Here is a 16,871-nt window from a genome sequence, read left to right as displayed (position 1 = left end):
CCCGCCCCGTCCCCCGCCGCCTCGCCCGCCGCCGCGGTCGGCCCCCTGGGGGCCGAACTGCTGTCCGCCGCCGACAAGGTCGGCCTGTCCTGGACGGGCGACCAGTCCGGCAGCAAGGACCAGAACTGGGGCAGCGGCGGCACCTACCACTACGTCTTACGGCCCGTCAGCGGGCAGGCCACCCCGGACGTGGACTGGAAGGTGCGGTTCACCCTGCCCGAGGGCCAGGCCTTCGACAGCGAGTACCAGCAGGACCAGGTCACCGTCGCCGGCTCGACGCTGACTGTGGCACCGGCCCAGGACTGGCGCCGGAAGGTCCCGCAGAACGGCCTGGAGATCATCATCGCCTGGAAGGAGGACCCGTCCCCCATCGCGGCCGTCCCCGGGAAGCCCGACGCGCCCGCCACCTGGGCCCCGTACGTCGACACCAGCCTCTACCCCGAGCCCGACCTGCCGAGGATGTCGGAGCTGAGCGGGGCCCGGCAGTTCACCACGGCGTTCGTCGTCTCGGACGCCCAGGACCGGAAGACGCCGGTCTGGGGCGGCCAGCACTCGCACCCCGTCTCGGGCAACTACGGGGTCCCCCGGATCAACGCGCTGCGGCGGGCGGGCGGTGACGTGGTCGTCTCGTTCGGCGGCGCCAACAACCAGGAGCTCGCCCAGGACATCACGGACGTCGGCGCCCTCACCGAGGCGTACGGCGGCGTCGTCGAGCGGCTCAAGGCGTACAAGCTGGACTTCGACGTCGAGGGCACCGCCGTCGTCGACAAGGCGGCCAACACCCGCCGCGCCAAGGCCCTCGCGGCGCTCCAGAAGCGGTACGCGGCCAAGGGCACCCCGCTGCACATCTCCTACACCCTGCCGGTGCTGGCGAGCGGGCTCACCCCGGACGGCCTGGAGGTCGTCCGCGACGCGGTCAGGAACGGCCTGGCCGTGGAGACCTGGAACGTGATGGCCATGGACTACGGCCCCCCGGTCGCGGACATGGGCCAGGCCGCCATCGACGCGGGCACCAACCTGCACGACCAGCTCGCCGCGGTCTACCCGGGGACCCCGGACGCGGCGGTGTGGAAGATGGTCGGCATCACGCCGATGATCGGTGTCAACGACAGCCCGGGCGAGACCTTCCGGCTGGAGGACGCCCGCCGGCTCGCCCGGTGGGCGGCGGAGAAACACATCGGGCGGCTGTCCATGTGGTCGGCCACCCGCGACCACCCGTGTGACAAACCGACCGCCAGCCCGGTCTGCTCCGGCATACCGAGCCAGCAGGAGTACGAGTACAGCAGGATCCTCGGCACGTTCACCGGCTGACCTCCCGCACGGACGCGCGACGGTACGGGGAGCGCCGTCCCCGTACCGGGTGGTCGGCGGCCGTCCTCGGCGTCCGGGCGGACCGGGGCCGGTACCGTCGGTTCCGGCAGCGCCGGGGTTCCGGATCGCGACGACTCCGAGGACGGTATGACGACGACTCCCCCGCTCGGTTACGCGTTCGACAACGACAGTGAGCACGCCACGGAGCAACACCGTTGCCTCGCCGCGGCGTACGACGGCTTCACCACCCACCGGCTCGCCCGGCTCCCGGTCGCCCCGGGCGCGCACTGCCTGGAGGTGGGCGCGGGCGGCGGCAGTGTCGCGCGGTGGCTGGCGGCCCGGGTGGCGCCGACCGGTTCCGTGCTGGCCACGGACGTCAAACCGCAGCACGCCCCGGCCGCGCCCGGCCTGCGCGTCCTCGTCCACGACGTGCGGACCGACCCGCTGCCCGAAGGCGCGTTCGACATCGTCCACGCCCGGCTGGTGCTGATGCACCTGCCCGAGCGCGAGGCGGTGCTGCGGCGGCTGGTCACCGCGCTCCGGCCCGGGGGCTGGCTCCAGCTCGACGAGTTCGACGAGACCACCTACGGCCCGCTGGTGCCCGTCGGCGGATGCGACGAGGCCGCCGCCGCGGCGTACCGCTCCTACCTCGACGCCAAGCTCCGCCTGCTGGAGGCGGCGGGGGTCGACCTGGCGTGGGGGCGCAGGGCGGCGACCGCCATGCACCGGGCCGGCCTCGTCCGGGTCGACGCGGAGCCCGCCGTCCAGCAGTGGCGCGCCCACTCCCCGGGCACGGCCCTGCAGATCCACAACACCCACCACCTCCGGGACCGGTTCCGCTCCGCCGGCCTGACGGACGCCGGTCTGGAGGCGGCCCGCGCGGCCATGGGCCACCCGGACTTCCTGGCCACCTCCTGCCTGATGTACTCGGTACAGGGCCAGCGGCCGCACAGCTTCTGAGCCGCGCCGCCGGTCCCCGGACGGCTCGGCCGCCCCCGGCGTCCGGCGCCGTCATCGGAATTTCACCCAGCCCTCCTTAGCGTGGCCGTGCCCGGCGAAGACCGGTCGACAGGGGAGGGACGGCTCGATGGCGCGGAGGAGACACAGAAAAAGGCCGCCGCTGGCGGTCGCGGTCGTGCTGGCGGTGACGAGCGCGCTGGCGGCCACCGGGGCGACGGCCACGGGTACGGCCGCTGCCGCACCGGGGCCGGACAAGCCGACGATCCGGTACACCGAGTACGGAATCCCGCACATCACCGCCTCGAACTGGGAGGACCTGGGAACGGGATACGGCTACGCGGCGGCCAAGGACAACATCTGCACCCTGGCCGACACCTATCTGATGGTCAACGCCCAGAGGTCCCGCCACCTGGGACCCGACGGCAGGGCGAGCCCCGGCCAGAACCAGAACACCACGACCAACCTCAACAGCGATCTGTACTTCCAGCGGCTCAAGGACAACCGGGTGGTGGAGCGGCTGCTCGACCAGCCCGCCCCCAACGGTCCGGAACCGGAGGTCAAAGAGGCCATCCGCGGCTACGTCCAGGGCTACAACCGGTACCTGTCCGAGACGGGCGTGGACGGCATCTCCGACCCGGCCTGTCGCGGCGCGGCCTGGGTGCGGCCGATCACGGAGCTGGACGTCTACCGGCACGCGCATGCCGAGATCATCATGGGCAGCGCCGACGCGCTGGTGGACGGTCTGGTGAACGCCGCTCCCCCGGGAGCGTCGGCCGCCAGGCCGCCGGCCGCCTCACCCGCGAAGACGGCGGAGAAGATCCGCGACGCGATGGCGGCGAGCCGCCGGCAGGGCATGGGAAGCAACGCGTTGGCGGTCGGTTCCCAGGGCGTGTCCGGCGGCACCGGCATGCTGCTGGCCAACCCGCACTTCCCGTGGCAGGGCAAGAACCGGATGTGGCAGAGCCAGCTGACGATCCCGGGGAAGTTCAACGTCTCCGGGGCCAGCCTGCTCGGCTTCCCCGCGGTGAACATCGGGTACAACGAGAACGTCGCCTGGAGCCACACGATCGCCACGGTGGCTCCGTTCGGACTGTTCGACGTGCAGGTGGATCCGCTGAATCCGACCATGTACCTGGTCGACGGCAAGTGGGAGCGGATGACCTCCCAGGAGGTCGGCGTCGACGTCCGGAAGGCGGACGGTTCCCTCGGCAGGGTCACCAGGACGCTGTGGTCCACCCGGTACGGCCCGGTCACCACGTCGCTGCAGGGCGTCCCGCTGCCCTGGGTGGTCAGCGCCCACGCGGTGCGCGACGCGAACATGGACAACCTGCGGGCACTGAACACGTGGTTCCGCCTCGACCACGCCAAGGACGTCCACGACGTGGTGAACATCCTGGAGACCACCCAGGGCATCCCCTTCTTCAACACCGTGGCCTCGGACCGCAAGGGCAACGCGCTGTACGCGGACATCCAGGCCGCCCCGAACATCACCGACGAGCACGCGGAATCGTGCCTCACCATGACCGGCCGGCTGCTGTTCAACCCGGGACTGCGGCCGTCGAACGTGCCGCCGATCTCCATCTTCGACGGCAAGCGCGGCGCCTGCGACTGGCCCGCCGATCCGAACGCCGCCGCGCCCGGGCTTCTGGACCCGCACCGGCAGCCACGCCTGATCCGGTCCGACTTCGCGGCCAACGGCAACGACAGTGCCTGGCTGGCCAACCCCGCGCAGCCGCTGTCCTTCCCGAAGGTGATGGGCGACACCGCGACGCCCCGCTCGCTGCGTACCCAGGAGCTGATCCTGACCGCGCAGAACCGGATCAACGGCACCGACGGCCTGCCGGGCAGGGGCTTCACGCCGGAGACCATGGGGATGTCGCTGTTCGCCGACCGCAGCAGGGCGGCCGACCTGGGCCTCAACGCGATGGTGAAGGCGTGCCGGGACACTCCCTTCGGGATGGTCCTGGTGGACGGCAACCTGGTGAACATCAGCGAGGCGTGCCCGATCCTGGCCGCCTGGAAGGACCACGCCTACACGGTTGACAGCCGGGGGTCCTGGCTGTTCGCGAACTCGTGGGTCCGCCTGCTCGGCGGGCAGCCGGTCGAGAAACTGCCGTGGCGGGTCGCCTTCGACCCCAAGGACCCGGTGCACACGCCCAACTCGCTCGACGCCGGGAACTCCGCGGTCCGCGACGCGCTGGCCCGGGCGGTTCTCGCTCTGCGCAAGGCGGGCATCCCGCTGGACGCACCGCTGTCGGACGTCCAGAAGGTCACCCGGGGGGATGAGCGGATCCCGATCCACGGCACGGTCTCCGAACTGGGCGTGCTGAACGTGATCACGCCCGGCCAGGTCGGCGGGGTGCCGGACGTCGTCTACGGGTCCAGCTTCGTCCAGCAGGTGCGTTTCACCTCCGACGGACCGCCCCAGGCGCTCTCCGTCATGGCCTACTCCCAGTCGGCCGACCCCACGTCACCGCACTACGCCGACCAGACCAGGCTGTTCTCGGCCGGCCGGTGGGTGACCGAGCGGTTCACCGAGGAACAGATCGCGGCGTCACCGCGGTTGCGGACCCAAGTCCTGAACTGAGCATGCCGGAAAGACCCACCATGAGGGGGCGCATTGTGACGACCAGATCGAGCTGGTGGCGTACGGCGGTGGTGTGGGTGTTCGCCGCCGTGGCCGCGGTCGCGCCGGCGGGCGCGGCGCGGGCCGCCGACGGCGGCACCGCCCCGCCGCCGATGACGGACGGGTTCGGCCTGACCCAGGTCGGCGCGCCGGAGGGCAACGCCACCACCTTCCATCTCACCGTGAGAACGCCCGAGGTCGCCGGTGAGCAGCACATCAAAATCATTCTGCCGAGCAGTTACCACGACAACCCGAGCAGGCGCTATCCGGTGCTGTACTTCCTGCACGGTTCACCCGACGACCCGATACAGCAGACGTATCCGGCGCTGAGCATGTCGGACCGGATGATCACCGTCATCCCGGACGGTGGTCCTCGGGGCTGGTATGCCAACTGGCTGAACCAGAAGACCAAGGCCGGTGCCCAGAACTGGGAGAACTTCCACCTCAAGCAGGTGATCCCGTTCATCGACGCCAACCTGCGGACGATCCCCACCAAGAAGGCGCGGGCCATCGCCGGCGTCTCCATGGGCGGCTTCGGAGCCTTCCACTACGCCCAGGTCCGCCCGGACCTGTTCAGCCAGACCGCGTCCCTCTCGGGGGACATCGACCTGTCGGTCAGGTCCATGGACCTGCGCCTGGCGGTCGTCGCCACTCTCATCGACGCGCAAGGCGCGTTCTGTGCCTCGGCGTCCGGGGTCTGCGACCCCAAGGACTCCCCCTACAAGCCCGCCGTGGACAGTGACGCCGCGTTCGGCTCGCCCTACCCGGTGTTCAACGCCGACCGGCGGTGGAACGAGGTCGATCCGTCGCAGCACATGGACACGCTCGCGAAGGCCGGGGTCGGGGTCTCCGTCTACGTCGGCGACGGCGGCGGCTCGCCCCTCGACCTGGAGTTCTGGGTCTCGGGTGCGGCGAAGAACGTCAAGGAGCGGATGGACGCCCTGGGCATGCCCTACTACTACGTCAACTACGGCGACGGTTCCGGCTGGGGCACCCGGTGCGACGGCAAGCACAACGGCGGCTGCTGGGAGGAGGACCTCCGGGATCTGATTCCCCGGCTGGAGGCCTCCTTCGCCTCCTGACCGGCCTTCGCTCCACCGCGGTGGCGCCGGAGCCCCGACGGTTCGGTCGGGTCCCGCGGGTTTCATCGGGATGTCATCGGCCGTTGTCACCCTTGTCCGGTGACCTCGGCCGCCCCGCTGCCGTACCGGACGGCGGACACATCGGCCGACTACACGGGAGGTTCACATGCGGGCAAGAAGGTCAGCGGCCGTCATAGCCGGAATCGTGCTGACCGCCGGGCTTTCGGTGACACAGGAAGCCACGGCGAAGACGACGGCTTCGTGTGAGGGCACGTACACGATCGTTGTCGGTGGCACCTGGAGCACCTGGGACAACGACCGCTTCACCGGCAACATCCAGCAGCACGTCGGCTACCCGACCCAGATCCCCAACGGCGCGAGCGCCCGGGCAGGCGTCAACGAGCTGAACCGCCTGGTCCGCGACCAGCGGGCCGTGTGCCCGGACCAGCACGTCAAGATGGGCGGGTACTCCCTGGGCGCCGCGGTGGTGCACATCTGGGTCACCGAGAACTGGCGGACGTTCGGCAACGTCAACGCCGTTCTCATCGCCGACCCCAAGCGTCAGGGCCCTCCCGGCGCCAACGGAGGGTCCGTGCCGTTCGGCGGTGTCGTCGGCCCCCCGCTCGCCGGAGCCGACAAGTCCTTCGGGAACGTGCCGGTCAAGACGATCTGCTACTGGGACTACGTCTGCGACGAGTCCGCCGGCATCTGGACGTACCCGAAGAACCACAACGACAACTACTGGCCCGACTTCAACATGGACCATCACAACGATTCGTCCAACGAGCAGTGGTACAACGGGGCTTGGCATCCGGCTTCGTGGTGACCCGTCCGGCGGCCCGGCGGTGACCGGGGACGCGTAGGCCGCGGGCGCGTCGCCCATCGGCACATCGCCCCACCCATCGCCATCTGTCATCGGCCCGGAAGAACCGGCCGCCGGCAGGTGGCGATGCGCCCGTACCCTCCGCTGACCGGGGTGAGGGCACGTCACCCCGGTGTCGCCGTCCCCTGACGCCGTGCCCGCGCTCGGCCGGCCGAGGGGGCCGGGCCGAGCCCGGGTTCGTCGCCGGACAGAATCGCCCGGTGCGTCCGCCGCAGCATCCGGCTCGGCGGAACCCCCAGGTCGTCGGCGAGCCGGTGGCAGACGCGGTCGAACACGGTCAGCGCGTCGGCCTGGCGGTCGTTCCGGTGCAGCGCCCGCATCAGCATCGCGGCCACCGGCTCGTTCAGGGGATGTGCCGCGAACAGGGCGAACAGCTCGGCGATCGCTTCCGCGTCCTGGCCCAGCCGCAGTTGCCACTCCAGCTTCCGTCGCAGGATGGCGATCCTGCGTTCGGTGAGCCGCAGCCGCTCCAGCTCGGCCCATGGCCCGGGCAGACCGGCCAGGGGCTCCCCGCGGAACAGTTCCAGCGCCTGGGCACACAGGCGGACCGACTCGGCCGGTTCACCGGCTCGATCGGCCGCCCTGATGCCGGTGACCAGTTCCTCCATACGGGCCACGTCCACGTCGACCGCCCCGGAGACCAGCCGGTAGCCGCGCCGCGCGTACTCGATGACCGAGTCCGGACCGTCCCCGACGCGCAGCGCCTTCCGCAACCGGTAGATGTACACCGGCACCACGTTCGCGGCCGGCGATTCCATCCCCCATACGTCGTCGAGCAGCTGCTGCCGGCTGATGACCCGCCCCGCGCACAGCGCCAGCACGGCCAGTACGGCCTGCCGGCGGGGGTGCCCCAGGTCCAGGGGCCGCCCGTCCTGCCACGCCTGCGGCGGTCCGAGCAGGGAGATCCGCACCGTGGGTCCGGCCGCCGGGCCGCCGGTGGTCCACGGCCGTGGTCTCACCGGTTGCGTACGGGGGCCGTGCCCGGGAACGACCAGGCCGCAGTCGAAGGCGTGGACGATGGCGGCTTCCCGGTCGCGCAGACCGAGCTGCGCCAGGACGCGCGCGAGGCGTTCGGCCACGGCGTCCTCGGGGATGGCGAGAGCGGCGGCGATCTCGTCGTCCCGCAGCCCGCAGCCGACCGCCGCGAGGACGTCGCGCTCCTGCCGGCCGAGCGCGGCGGCGGTCGGGTGTTCGGTGACGGCGGTCGTGGGCATCGCTGCTCCCCGGGCTCCGGACTGGTCGGTCTGGTCGGCGCGTCGACAAGGTAGGAGGGCGAGCACGGGGCAAGGCATCCGGAACGATCCGGAGTGACAGGCGCGACCAGGACTCCTCCCGGCCGGCGCTCGCGGCACCGCGCACGGCCTCCGGCCTGGTGTCGCGCGCCGCGGGGCCGAGGTGACGCGCCGCACCGCCGCGTCGGGCTCACGCCTCGTGCCCGGCCCCGGCGGCCGGCGCGGGGGACGGTTCCGCGGTGTCGGCGGCCCGGCGGGGCGCGGTCCGGAGGCCGGCGGCGATGCCGAGGAGGGCGCAGGCGGCGGCGATGAGGTAGATGAGGCCGAGGCCCCGGCCGTCGGCCCAGCCGTGGGAGGAGCCGTAGGCGGTGACGGCCGTGCCGAGGCCGGTCATGACGGCCACGGAGAGCGTCTCGCACAGCTGGAGGCCGGAACTGGCCGCCCCCTCCTGCCCCTTGGGGGCCAGGGAGAGGACGATGGTGGTGACCGCGGGGTAGACGAAGCCCATGCCGAGGCCGGCGACGGCCCAGCCGCCCACGGCGAGCGCGACGCTCTCCGGTCCGGTGCCGACGGCCAGGGCGATCGCGGCGTCACCGCCCGCGAGCAGGACGAAGCCGAGCACCACGCGGGCGTGCCGGCCGGAACCGCCGCCCCGGGTGTCGAGCCTGGCCTGGAGCCACGCACCGGTGACCCAGGTGAGGGCGCCGGCGGAGAGCGCGAGGCCGGATCCGAGGGTGTCGAGCCCCATGACCCGGGCCATGCTGAGCGGGAAGAAGGACTCGCCCCCGTAGTACGCGGCGCTGACCAGGCCGCGTACGACCATGCCGGCGGGCATGCCGCGACGGGCGGTGAGGGTGCCCGCGGGCAGCAGCCTGCGGAGCACCGGCAGGGTGACGGCGACGCCGGCGACGACCAGGGGGATCAGCACGGCGGGGTCGCGGTTCTCCAGGCCCGCGAGGAGGACGCCGACTCCGAGTACCAGCAGGACCGTGAGCGGCAACCGGTTCCCGCCGGGCCCGGAGCCGGAGGGGGTGAGCGCGCGGAGCGCGGGCAGGGTGAGCAGGGCGGCCGCCGGCACGAGCGGCACGAGGACGAGGAAGACCACGCGCCAGTCGGTGGCCCTCGCCAGGGCGCCGGCGACGGCCGGGCCGAGCAGGGCCGGCAGGGTCCAGGCGGAGGCGACCAGGGCGAGCATGCGGGCCCGCAGCTCGTCCGGGTACGCGCGGCCGACGATCAGGTAGGCGAGGGCCAGCACGCCGCCGACGCCGAGGCCCTGGAGGGCGCGACCGGCCAGCAGGACGTACCAGTCGCCGGCCAGCGCGGCGACCACGCAGCCGGTGACGAAGACCGCGAACGCCTGGAGGTACGGGCGGGCCGGGCCGCTCCGGTCCGCCCCCTGCCCGGCGGCGACCGTGCCGAACAGGTTGGCCAGCATGAACGCGGTGAACGCCCAGCCGAACAGGTGCACCCCGCCCAGGTCCTCGGCCGCCTCGGGCAGCACGGTCGCCACGCCCAGCCAGAGGAAGGCCACCAGGGTCACCGAGCTGATCAGGCCGAGGGACAGCGCGCGGTAGCGCGGGGACAGCACGCCCTCCGTGGGAGCGGTGGTATCGGACTCGTCCCGCATGGGACCTCCGTTCGCCCCGGGCGTCCACGACGCGTCGCCGCACGTCGCGCCGCCACGGTGGCGGATCACCCACGGGCTTTCATAGGCAGACGGCTATTTAGGCAACGGATTATATAAGCGGGATTTGATAGAGTGTCAACGTGAGTGAGACTGCGTGGAGTTCGGCCGCCGACGTGACGATGTTCAGGGCGCTCGGGCACCCGGTGCGGCTGGGCATCATGAAAGCGCTGGCCGAGCGGCCCGAGACGTGCGCCTGCGACTTCACCGACCTGTTCCGGGTCACCCAGCCGACCATCAGCCAGCATCTGAGGGTGCTGCGCGAGGCGGGGCTGGTGGTCACCCGCCGGCAGGGCGTGCAGATCTGCTACTCGGTACGGCCGGACGCCCTGCACCGGCTCCATGAGGTGCTGGCCGTGATCCAGCCGCCCCGCCTGGCCGAGGCGGGCTGACCCGCCCGACCCCCGCGGGGTGCGGGTCGCGGGCCGCGGGAAAGCCGCGACCCGGCCGGGCCCGCCCGCGCACGGGCCTGCGCGAGGGGCCGATGACCGGCACCGGGTCCCATCCCGGCGCGGAAAGCCGTCGTCACCACCGTCCGCGCGGTCGCGGAGGAGTACGGCCGCGCGGTGACCGCCGTCGCGCACGACGTCGGCGCCGACCGGCTGACCCGCCGCACCTCCGCCCCGCTCTTCGCGGTCACCGGCCCCGACGGCTCGCTCCGCACGAGGCGTTCACGGAACCGGCCGGCCCGCCGCACGCCAAGCTGACCGTCCGTCAGGAAGGTGCTGACCCGCGTCGTCGTGGCGGGCGTGGAGTTCCCCGACGTGGAGCACGCGCGCATACCCGGCTTCCCGCGGTCCCCGTTCTCCGGGACCGCCCACGCCGGGAGCCGCTTCTTCCCGCCGACCACCGCCCTCGTTCGTGACCGCCGCGCCGGCCGTGGGCGTCGTCCTCACGGCCCTGCCCGCGCAGTCCGCCGTGGCGGGCGGGATCATCTACGACGCGCCCGAGACACAACGGCAGGCCGCCCGCCTCCGGGACCGCGCGGCGAACCTCGACCACACCGGCGACCACAGCGCCGCACAGCGCGCCCGGTCGGAGGCCGACTCCCGCCGGCAGCGGGTGCGGTGGTGCGTCGATACCGAGACCAACGTCTGACGTGGCACCTCCGGGCGGGAGCCGGGCGCGTTCCGGGCCCCCGCCTCAGGGGGCGGTGAGCGCCGCCATGCCGCGGGCGGCCGGCAGCGGGTCGTGCCGCACCCGCCCGGCGGGCAGGCCGGCCGCCGCGAGCCCGGCCGTCATCGCCCGGACGAGGGCGGGCGGCCCGGCCACGAACGCCGTGCGCCGCGACCAGTCGCCGTGCCGCAGCACCGCGTCGGCGACCGACTCCCAGCAGCGCGGCCCCGGTTCGTCCTCGATCACCGGGACGACCCGCAGCCAGGGCCGGCGCCGGGCCAGGTTCGCGGGGGTCTCCGCGTCGTAGAGGTCGGCGAAGCTCCGCGCGCCCAGGAAGAGGTGGACGCCGTGCTGGCCCGCGCGGCCCGAGGAGAGCTCCTCCAGCAGCGCCTTCGCCGGGGCCCAGCCGGTGTCCCCGGCCACCAGCAGGACGTCGCCGGCGAGGTCGTCGTCCAGCGTCATCGTGCCGCTCGCCGGGCCCAGGCGCAGCGTGTCGCCGACGCGGGTGTGCTCCACCAGCGCCTCGCTCACTCCCCCGCCCCCGACCGCCCGGACGTGGAACTCCAACTCGCCGTCCGGACGGGGGGCGTTGGCGAAGGAGTAGTACCGCCACGCCTGCGGGAGCCGCGGCGACTGGACGGCCGCGTACTGGCCGGCGCGGTAGGCGTACGGCTCACCGGTGCGGACCCGGAGGATCGCCAGGTCGGGGCGGGGCCGCTCGTGCGCGGTCACCTCGGCCTGCCAGGCGGGCGGTTCGCCGATGGCGGCCTCGGCGCCCTCGACCATCGCGGCCACGGCGAAGCGCAGCATGCGCAGCCACGCCGTCTCCATGGCGCCCGTCCAGCGGGCGCCCGCGGTGCGGCGCAGCGCCTCGCGCAGGGCGGCCTCGAACGCCTCGTAGTGCGCGGGCCGGACGCCCAGCTTGCGGTGGTCGCGGCCGAGGCGGGTGAAGGTGGCGGTCACCTCGTCCGGGTCGTGCAGGTGGTCGATGAGGTACCGGAAGATGTGCGCGAGGTGGCGGCGCTGGAACTCCATGGACTCCGGGAACAACGACCGCAGGTAGGGCCACCGTTGGAAGAGTTCGTCGTAGAGCTCGGCTATCAGCTCGTCGAAGGGGGACACGAGGTCGAGCCCCCGCACGATCTCCCGCTGGTCGGCCGCGCCGTCGTAGGGGGCCGCGGTGCGGCGCGGCGCGGCGGGGGTTCGCCGCTCGCCCTGGGAGAGCAGCGAGCGGCGGAGCCGCATCGCGTCGTGGCGGGCCAGCAGGCCGTGGTATTCGTCGCCGACGGTGCTCATGGTCAGCACCCCGCCGGCCGGTCGCCGCGGCGCGCGGGGCGGCCGTGCGGGGGGCGGGCCCGGACGCGTCGTACCGGCTCCCGGGACGGGTGGGCCGCGGCGGACCGCGGGTGCGGGCGGGTGGCGGGGGCGCTCGGGTCGTGGCGTGACACGGTGCGGGGCTCCTGTCGGAGGGGTGGTACGGGCCGGCTGCCTGCTGCCGGTGATCCCGGCCGTCGCGTGTGCGGCGCGCGCCAGTATGGCACCCGGCACCTGTGCCCGAAGGGCCCCGGCCACCAGGGCCGTTCGGCCCTTCCCCAGCTGCCGGCCGGCGTGTTTGACGTGCCGTCAGGGGACTGTCGGGCCCGCGGCGGGTCCGTTCGGCCCAGGGGCCGGCCGGAGCCGGACGCCGATCCTGGTCGCGGGCCGGGAGGAGCCGCCGACCCCGTGGCACCCGGGCTCCTCCCGGTTCCGCGTGTCGTCGGGGCCGTGCTCCGACCAGGCTCCGCTCCGAGGAGGAACGTCATGTCCCACGCAGTCCTGGCGCTCGGCGTCGTGGTGCTGTGCGCGTCCGGCTGCGTCTGGTACCTGCCGGCCGTCACGGACGTCCGGGCGGGCGGCGACCGGCCCCGGTCGCGCCGGCTGGCGGCCGGCGCCTGTCTGACGGGCTGGGGGACGGCGGCCCTGCTGGCCCCGTTGCTGCTGGCCGGGGCGGCCTGGCCGACGATCGGCTGCGTCGCCGCGGCGGGCGGCGCCGGCTGTGCGGCGCTGCGCTCCCGCGCCCTCGTCGAGCAGGGCCGCGAACGGCGGGAGACCGACCGGCACTGGGCGGTGCTCGGTGGCCGGCCCGTCGGCGAACCGGCCCGCCCCCGGCGGGCGTTCACGGCCTGGCTGCTGGCCGGGCTGGCGGCGGCGGTCGCGGTCTTCGCCGCGGTGCTGGCCGGCGGGACGGCGAGCGGCACCCGGCTCGCGGGCGCGGTGGCGGCCGGCGCGAGCGTCACCCTCGTCTTCCTGGGCCTCGCCGGGGTGCGGGCGCACGCGGCGGCGCGCCGGGGCTGAGGGCGCCCCGGGGCCCGCCGTTCGCCGGACAGCCCGGCCGCCCGCACGGGAGCATGGGCATCCGGCACGGACAGAGAGGTGACGAGATGACGTCGCGCATCGGCGACCCCAGGACCATCGACGCACGGGCCCGCGCCCACCTGGGTTCGAAGGGACTGCTCCGGTGCCGCACCTGCAACAGTTCCAAGGTGTCGGTGCACGATCAGGGCACCTTGGGCGTCCTCGTGATGTGCCAGGCGGACGGGTGCCTCGGGACGCACACCGTGTTCCAGAGCTGATCTCGTATTCCGGGATCCGCCTGCTTCGAAAGTCGGCCGTATCGGATCTCGCCTCCGAAGGGTCGTTCGCCGCGATGATCGTGTGACGGACGACGAGGGCGTCGGAGTACACGGATCGCCTGCTCGGCGAGGCTTCCTCAGCGTGGTCGTGCGGTACCGGCCCTGCGCATGACGCGCATGCGGAAGCGCGGGCTGTGGGGCGTGCCGTGGGCGTCGAAGTCGAGGAAGGCCACGGGCCCGCCGGGCGAGTCGAAGGTCCGGCGGTCGCGTGGGGTGAGCGAGAGGGTGGGGTATCCCTCGGCGGCGGGGAGCAGACCGTCGCCGGCTGTGGTGACTTCCACGGTGAGGGCGTGTGAGGCGTACCGGCCGGCGCAGCGGGACAGGTCCGCCGGGGCGGGTTCGGGCTCGGGGCCGGGCAGCGGCCCGGGCGCGTCGAGCAGTGCGGTGACGGCGTCGACCCCTTGGTCGGAGTCGGTGAGCACGACGACGGCGGTCCGGGTGGCGGGGTCGGCGGCGATCAGGCCTGACTGGCCGGGGTTGGCGCCGCCGACACGCACGCTGGACCGGGCGGCGTTGGCCCGGATCAGCCGCCCGAGCCCGGCCCCGCGCAGGGTGGCGACGCCTCCGGGGGCGGGCGCGTGGAGCGTCCGCATGACCTCCGTGCCGGGCGTGCGCAGACGCGCCAGGGTGAAGCGGCCGAGGTCCGCCGCGGTGGACACTACGGTGCCTCCGGCCGGGTCGAGGCCCCGCGTGCACATCGGGTCGTCGATCCGCCGGGGCAATGGGACCGGCTCGCCGCCGCGGACCACGTGGCCGCGGACGGTCCGCGCGTCGTGCTCGGCGTCCACACCGGCTACGAATCCCGTCTCGTGCATGCCCGCCGCGTCAAGCACCCTCTCTCGCAGCGACTCCCGCCACGTCCGCCCCAGCAGGACCTCGACCAGCCGGCCGGCGAGGACGACGCCGCCGTTGCAGTACGAGAACGTCGCGCCCGGGGGGAAGAGGGAGCCCGCTCCCCGCAGCATGTCGGCGTACCGGGCGATGGCCTCGTCGTCGTCTCCGGTGTCGACGAAGACGTCGCCGGCGTCCAGCCCCGTGGAGTGGGAGAGCAGGTGGCGCACGAGCACGCCGTCCCAGGGGCCGGGGACGAACCGGGCCAGAGGGTCGTCCAAGCCGACCAGGCCCTCCCGGACGCAGCCCATCACCAGGTCGGCCGTGAGGAGTTTCGTGATCGATACGATCCGATCCGGAACCGGGTGTCGGGGGTCATCGGCTCGCCGCTCTCCGCGTCGGCCACGCCCGCGGCGCCGACGGCCGGCGCGCCGTCGACGACGCCGGCGACCTGCACACCGACCACCGACGGCGAGGCCGCCGGCCGCTCCGCCGCCGCCTGCGGATCGGAGGCAAGGGTGTCGAGAGGATTCGGCACTGGGGTCACCACAAGCTTTCCGAGACAAGGAGAAGGAGGATGAGGACGACCGGAAGAAGCAGGGACTGCCGGATCGACAGCAGCCGTCGGCCGCGCCGCTCCGCCTGCCGTCGGGCTGCCCTGAGGCTCTCCCCCAGCGAACAGCGGTGGGCCACGACGGTCAGTCTCCGGCGGTGAGACCGAGGTGCTCCTCCAGCCGTGCGATGCGCCGGTCCAGTGGCCCGAGTTCGGCGCGGACGGCTTCCGCGAGCTCCTGCCGTGCGTGGGCGGGCGCCGTCGCCCGGTCCTGCCCGCCCGCGGCCCGCAGGTGGACGTAGCCTGCCAGCGCGGCGGTGACGGCGCGGCGGGCGAGTTTGGGGTCGGCGCCCAGGGACCGCAGTACCCGGCCGGCGATGCCGTCGGGTTCGAGGGTGAAGCCGAGCAGCAGGTGTTCGCAGCCGAGGTAGTTGTGGCCGAGGCCGGTCGCCTCGGAGACCGCCAGTTCCAGGGCGTTGGCCGCGGGCCCGTCGAGCCGGCGCGGGTCGCCGCCCGGCGACGCCGACGCGACCACCGCCTCCCCTTCGGGCTGACGGAGAGTCAGCTCCCGTTCGATCTGGCTCGGTTCGATCTCCATGGCGCGGAGTACGTGGAGCGCCAGGTTGGTGCCCTCCGCCAGCAGGGCTCCCAACAGGTGCTCGGTGCCGATCTTCGGCGCGCCGGCGTCCTGTGCCCGCTCCGCCGCCAGCTTGAGCACGGTCCGGGTCGGTGCGGTGAAGTGGGCCAGTGCTCCGGCCGGTGCGTCGTCGAGATCGGTCAGGACCGTTTCCCGGATGGCGGTCACCCGGCGCACGGCCTGTTCCAGAGCTCGCTGGCACACCGCCGACACCGGGACCCCGGCCTTCTTGACCGCCTCCGCGAGATCGTCGGGCAGATAAACGTTGACTTTGGGCATGCCCCCAAGGTAACCCCGTAGGGGTTACATATCCAGAGGCGGGTTGTCTCCGGTCTTCCGCGATGCTCGGTGTGCCGGGAAATCAGCGGTCCGGAAAGGGGGTTGCCGTCGGTCCCGAGGCGCGGAAGGCCCCGCCGGGCGGCGGGGCCTTCTCCTGGGCGCGGGCCTGGGGCCCGTTCGGCGGGACTCAGTGACGGGTCGTCGCCGCGTGCCACTGCCGCTGCTGAGCGGTGGCCGCCTCGGCGGCCTTGTCCGCCTTGGCGCCCTGCCCCTTGACGGCCTTGTCCACGGCGGCCTTCTTCGCCGTCGCACCGGCCTCGGGGGCCGGCGGCGTGGCGCAGGCGACGTCCGTGCCCGTGGTGTAGACGCCGTCCTTCTTCGCCTGTCCGCCCTGGTACTCGTAGTAGACGTACGAGTAGAAGTCGATCCGCCTGCTGGGACCGCAGGCCGAGTCGGCGGCGATGTCGTAGGTCAGCTTGACGGTCCGGGTGGCGCCCGGGATGACGGGCACGTTGTAACGGACGGTTCCGGTCTGGCCGTTGACGTCGCACTGGACGGCTTCACCGGTGCAGGACTTGAAGGCGTACTTCAGGCCCGGGTCCTGCGTGGTGTTCCACGTCGGCTGGATCGACTGGTAGACGAACTGGGTGTTCGTGCTCTGGTCGTTGGTGAAGGTCATCGTGATGGTGACCGTGGAACCGGGGGTCGCCGACGGCTTGTCGACGCTGATGGTCATGGGCGGCGCGGCGGCGGCCGAGGCCGGCTGCTGGACCAGACCCGGCAGACCGATGCCGAGGGCGAGGAGACCGGAGAGACCGAGGCGTCTGCGTGTTGTAGGGCGCATGGCGGAGGAGAGTAGAGAGCCGTGGTTCCCGTGACTGCACCGCCCGAAAGGGATCGGCCACGCTCCGGCGGGCTCGTGTGACTCCCGGTGCTGGTGCAGCGCAGGATGCCGCACGTGGACTGGTGTGCGAGTTGGCCGGGAAATGACGGGTCTGTCTCTTA

At 73.2% G+C, this 16,871-nt stretch carries 17 protein-coding genes; 10 read left to right on the top strand and 7 right to left on the bottom strand.

What is annotated here, in order from left to right; genetic code table 11:
- The 5 genes from ACSNOK_RS18640 to ACSNOK_RS18620 form a co-directional block, all read left to right on the top strand.
- On the top strand, positions 1 to 1,311 hold a 1,311-nt coding region (locus tag ACSNOK_RS18640), incomplete at its 5' end, for a glycoside hydrolase family 18 protein (RefSeq protein WP_436781839.1).
- Between the two features lie 147 nt (positions 1,312 to 1,458).
- Positions 1,459 to 2,271 (top strand): class I SAM-dependent methyltransferase, encoded by an 813-nt coding sequence (locus ACSNOK_RS18635; RefSeq protein WP_436781838.1) that lies wholly within the window; start codon positions 1,459 to 1,461, stop codon positions 2,269 to 2,271.
- A 127-nt stretch (positions 2,272 to 2,398) separates the two neighbouring features.
- The gene (locus ACSNOK_RS18630) at positions 2,399 to 4,858 is read left to right on the top strand and encodes a penicillin acylase family protein (protein WP_436781837.1); all 2,460 of its coding nucleotides are present in this window, start codon (positions 2,399 to 2,401) and stop codon (positions 4,856 to 4,858) included.
- A 35-nt stretch (positions 4,859 to 4,893) separates the two neighbouring features.
- A complete protein-coding gene (locus tag ACSNOK_RS18625; protein ID WP_436781836.1) occupies positions 4,894 to 5,979 on the top strand; it encodes an alpha/beta hydrolase in 1,086 nt (361 codons plus the stop codon).
- A 166-nt stretch (positions 5,980 to 6,145) separates the two neighbouring features.
- Positions 6,146 to 6,805, top strand: a complete 660-nt coding sequence (locus ACSNOK_RS18620; protein ID WP_436781835.1) for a cutinase family protein — start codon at positions 6,146 to 6,148, stop codon at positions 6,803 to 6,805.
- Between the two features lie 161 nt (positions 6,806 to 6,966).
- On the opposite strand, the gene ACSNOK_RS18615 is transcribed toward ACSNOK_RS18620, so the two are convergent.
- Together ACSNOK_RS18615 and ACSNOK_RS18610 are read right to left on the bottom strand one after the other, a co-directional pair.
- Positions 6,967 to 8,076, bottom strand: a complete 1,110-nt coding sequence (locus ACSNOK_RS18615) for a BTAD domain-containing putative transcriptional regulator (RefSeq protein WP_436781834.1) — start codon at positions 8,074 to 8,076, stop codon at positions 6,967 to 6,969.
- A 208-nt stretch (positions 8,077 to 8,284) separates the two neighbouring features.
- Positions 8,285 to 9,721, bottom strand: a complete 1,437-nt coding sequence (locus ACSNOK_RS18610) for an MFS transporter (protein WP_436781833.1) — start codon at positions 9,719 to 9,721, stop codon at positions 8,285 to 8,287.
- Between the two features lie 140 nt (positions 9,722 to 9,861).
- On the opposite strand from ACSNOK_RS18610, the gene ACSNOK_RS18605 reads away from it, so the two are divergent.
- The 3 genes from ACSNOK_RS18605 (at position 9,862) to ACSNOK_RS18595 (ending at position 10,876) form a co-directional block, all read left to right on the top strand.
- A complete protein-coding gene (locus ACSNOK_RS18605) occupies positions 9,862 to 10,170 on the top strand; it encodes an ArsR/SmtB family transcription factor (protein ID WP_436781832.1) in 309 nt (102 codons plus the stop codon).
- Between the two features lie 174 nt (positions 10,171 to 10,344).
- On the top strand, positions 10,345 to 10,485 hold the full coding sequence (locus ACSNOK_RS18600) for a hypothetical protein (RefSeq protein ID WP_436781831.1): 141 nt from the start codon (positions 10,345 to 10,347) through the stop codon (positions 10,483 to 10,485).
- 154 nt (positions 10,486 to 10,639) lie between these two features.
- On the top strand, positions 10,640 to 10,876 hold the full coding sequence (locus tag ACSNOK_RS18595; protein WP_436781830.1) for a hypothetical protein: 237 nt from the start codon (positions 10,640 to 10,642) through the stop codon (positions 10,874 to 10,876).
- A gap of 45 nt (positions 10,877 to 10,921) precedes the next feature.
- Here the strand turns inward: ACSNOK_RS18595 and ACSNOK_RS18590 are convergent, their stop codons facing one another.
- The gene (locus tag ACSNOK_RS18590) at positions 10,922 to 12,190 is read right to left on the bottom strand and encodes a globin domain-containing protein (protein WP_436781829.1); all 1,269 of its coding nucleotides are present in this window, start codon (positions 12,188 to 12,190) and stop codon (positions 10,922 to 10,924) included.
- 504 nt (positions 12,191 to 12,694) lie between these two features.
- On the opposite strand from ACSNOK_RS18590, the gene ACSNOK_RS18585 reads away from it, so the two are divergent.
- Both ACSNOK_RS18585 and ACSNOK_RS18580 read left to right on the top strand, forming a co-directional pair.
- A complete protein-coding gene (locus ACSNOK_RS18585; RefSeq protein WP_436781828.1) occupies positions 12,695 to 13,228 on the top strand; it encodes a hypothetical protein in 534 nt (177 codons plus the stop codon).
- Between the two features lie 86 nt (positions 13,229 to 13,314).
- Positions 13,315 to 13,506, top strand: a complete 192-nt coding sequence (locus tag ACSNOK_RS18580) for a hypothetical protein (RefSeq protein ID WP_436781827.1) — start codon at positions 13,315 to 13,317, stop codon at positions 13,504 to 13,506.
- Between the two features lie 137 nt (positions 13,507 to 13,643).
- On the opposite strand, the gene ACSNOK_RS18575 is transcribed toward ACSNOK_RS18580, so the two are convergent.
- The 4 genes from ACSNOK_RS18575 to ACSNOK_RS18560 all read right to left on the bottom strand — a co-directional run bounded on the left by ACSNOK_RS18575 (position 13,644) and on the right by ACSNOK_RS18560 (position 16,710).
- Complete coding sequence (locus tag ACSNOK_RS18575) at positions 13,644 to 14,708, bottom strand: serine hydrolase domain-containing protein (protein ID WP_436781840.1); 1,065 nt, start codon at positions 14,706 to 14,708, stop codon at positions 13,644 to 13,646.
- On the bottom strand, positions 14,708 to 14,935 hold the full coding sequence (locus ACSNOK_RS18570) for a serine hydrolase (RefSeq protein ID WP_436781826.1): 228 nt from the start codon (positions 14,933 to 14,935) through the stop codon (positions 14,708 to 14,710). The genes ACSNOK_RS18575 and ACSNOK_RS18570 overlap by 1 nt, the downstream gene beginning before the upstream one ends.
- A gap of 160 nt (positions 14,936 to 15,095) precedes the next feature.
- Complete coding sequence (locus tag ACSNOK_RS18565; protein ID WP_436781825.1) at positions 15,096 to 15,866, bottom strand: Clp protease N-terminal domain-containing protein; 771 nt, start codon at positions 15,864 to 15,866, stop codon at positions 15,096 to 15,098.
- Positions 15,867 to 16,053: 187 nt separating this feature from the next.
- Positions 16,054 to 16,710, bottom strand: a complete 657-nt coding sequence (locus ACSNOK_RS18560) for a hypothetical protein (protein WP_436781824.1) — start codon at positions 16,708 to 16,710, stop codon at positions 16,054 to 16,056.
- Between the last annotated feature and the right edge of the window lie 161 nt (positions 16,711 to 16,871).

Source organism: Streptomyces sp. URMC 126, assembly GCF_051386555.1.
Classification (GTDB): Bacteria; Actinomycetota; Actinomycetes; order Streptomycetales; family Streptomycetaceae; genus Streptomyces.
The sequence above is the reverse complement of the archived record's forward strand: the minus strand, read 5'-3'. Positions and strand labels throughout refer to the sequence as shown.

Bases quoted from the DNA above. Each gene is read 5' to 3' on its own strand.
- ACSNOK_RS18580 (WP_436781827.1), top strand. From the start codon at position 13,315: ATGACGTCGCGCATCGGCGACCCCAGGACCATCGACGCACGGGCCCGC.
- ACSNOK_RS18615 (WP_436781834.1), bottom strand. From the start codon at position 8,076: ATGCCCACGACCGCCGTCACCGAACACCCGACCGCCGCCGCGCTCGGC.
- ACSNOK_RS18630 (WP_436781837.1), top strand. From the start codon at position 2,399: ATGGCGCGGAGGAGACACAGAAAAAGGCCGCCGCTGGCGGTCGCGGTC.
- ACSNOK_RS18610 (WP_436781833.1), bottom strand. From the start codon at position 9,721: ATGCGGGACGAGTCCGATACCACCGCTCCCACGGAGGGCGTGCTGTCC.
- ACSNOK_RS18590 (WP_436781829.1), bottom strand. From the start codon at position 12,190: ATGAGCACCGTCGGCGACGAATACCACGGCCTGCTGGCCCGCCACGAC.
- ACSNOK_RS18620 (WP_436781835.1), top strand. From the start codon at position 6,146: ATGCGGGCAAGAAGGTCAGCGGCCGTCATAGCCGGAATCGTGCTGACC.
- ACSNOK_RS18565 (WP_436781825.1), bottom strand. From the start codon at position 15,866: ATGCCCAAAGTCAACGTTTATCTGCCCGACGATCTCGCGGAGGCGGTC.
- ACSNOK_RS18560 (WP_436781824.1), bottom strand. From the start codon at position 16,710: ATGCGCCCTACAACACGCAGACGCCTCGGTCTCTCCGGTCTCCTCGCC.
- ACSNOK_RS18635 (WP_436781838.1), top strand. From the start codon at position 1,459: ATGACGACGACTCCCCCGCTCGGTTACGCGTTCGACAACGACAGTGAG.
- ACSNOK_RS18575 (WP_436781840.1), bottom strand. From the start codon at position 14,708: ATGGGCTGCGTCCGGGAGGGCCTGGTCGGCTTGGACGACCCTCTGGCC.
- ACSNOK_RS18585 (WP_436781828.1), top strand. From the start codon at position 12,695: ATGTCCCACGCAGTCCTGGCGCTCGGCGTCGTGGTGCTGTGCGCGTCC.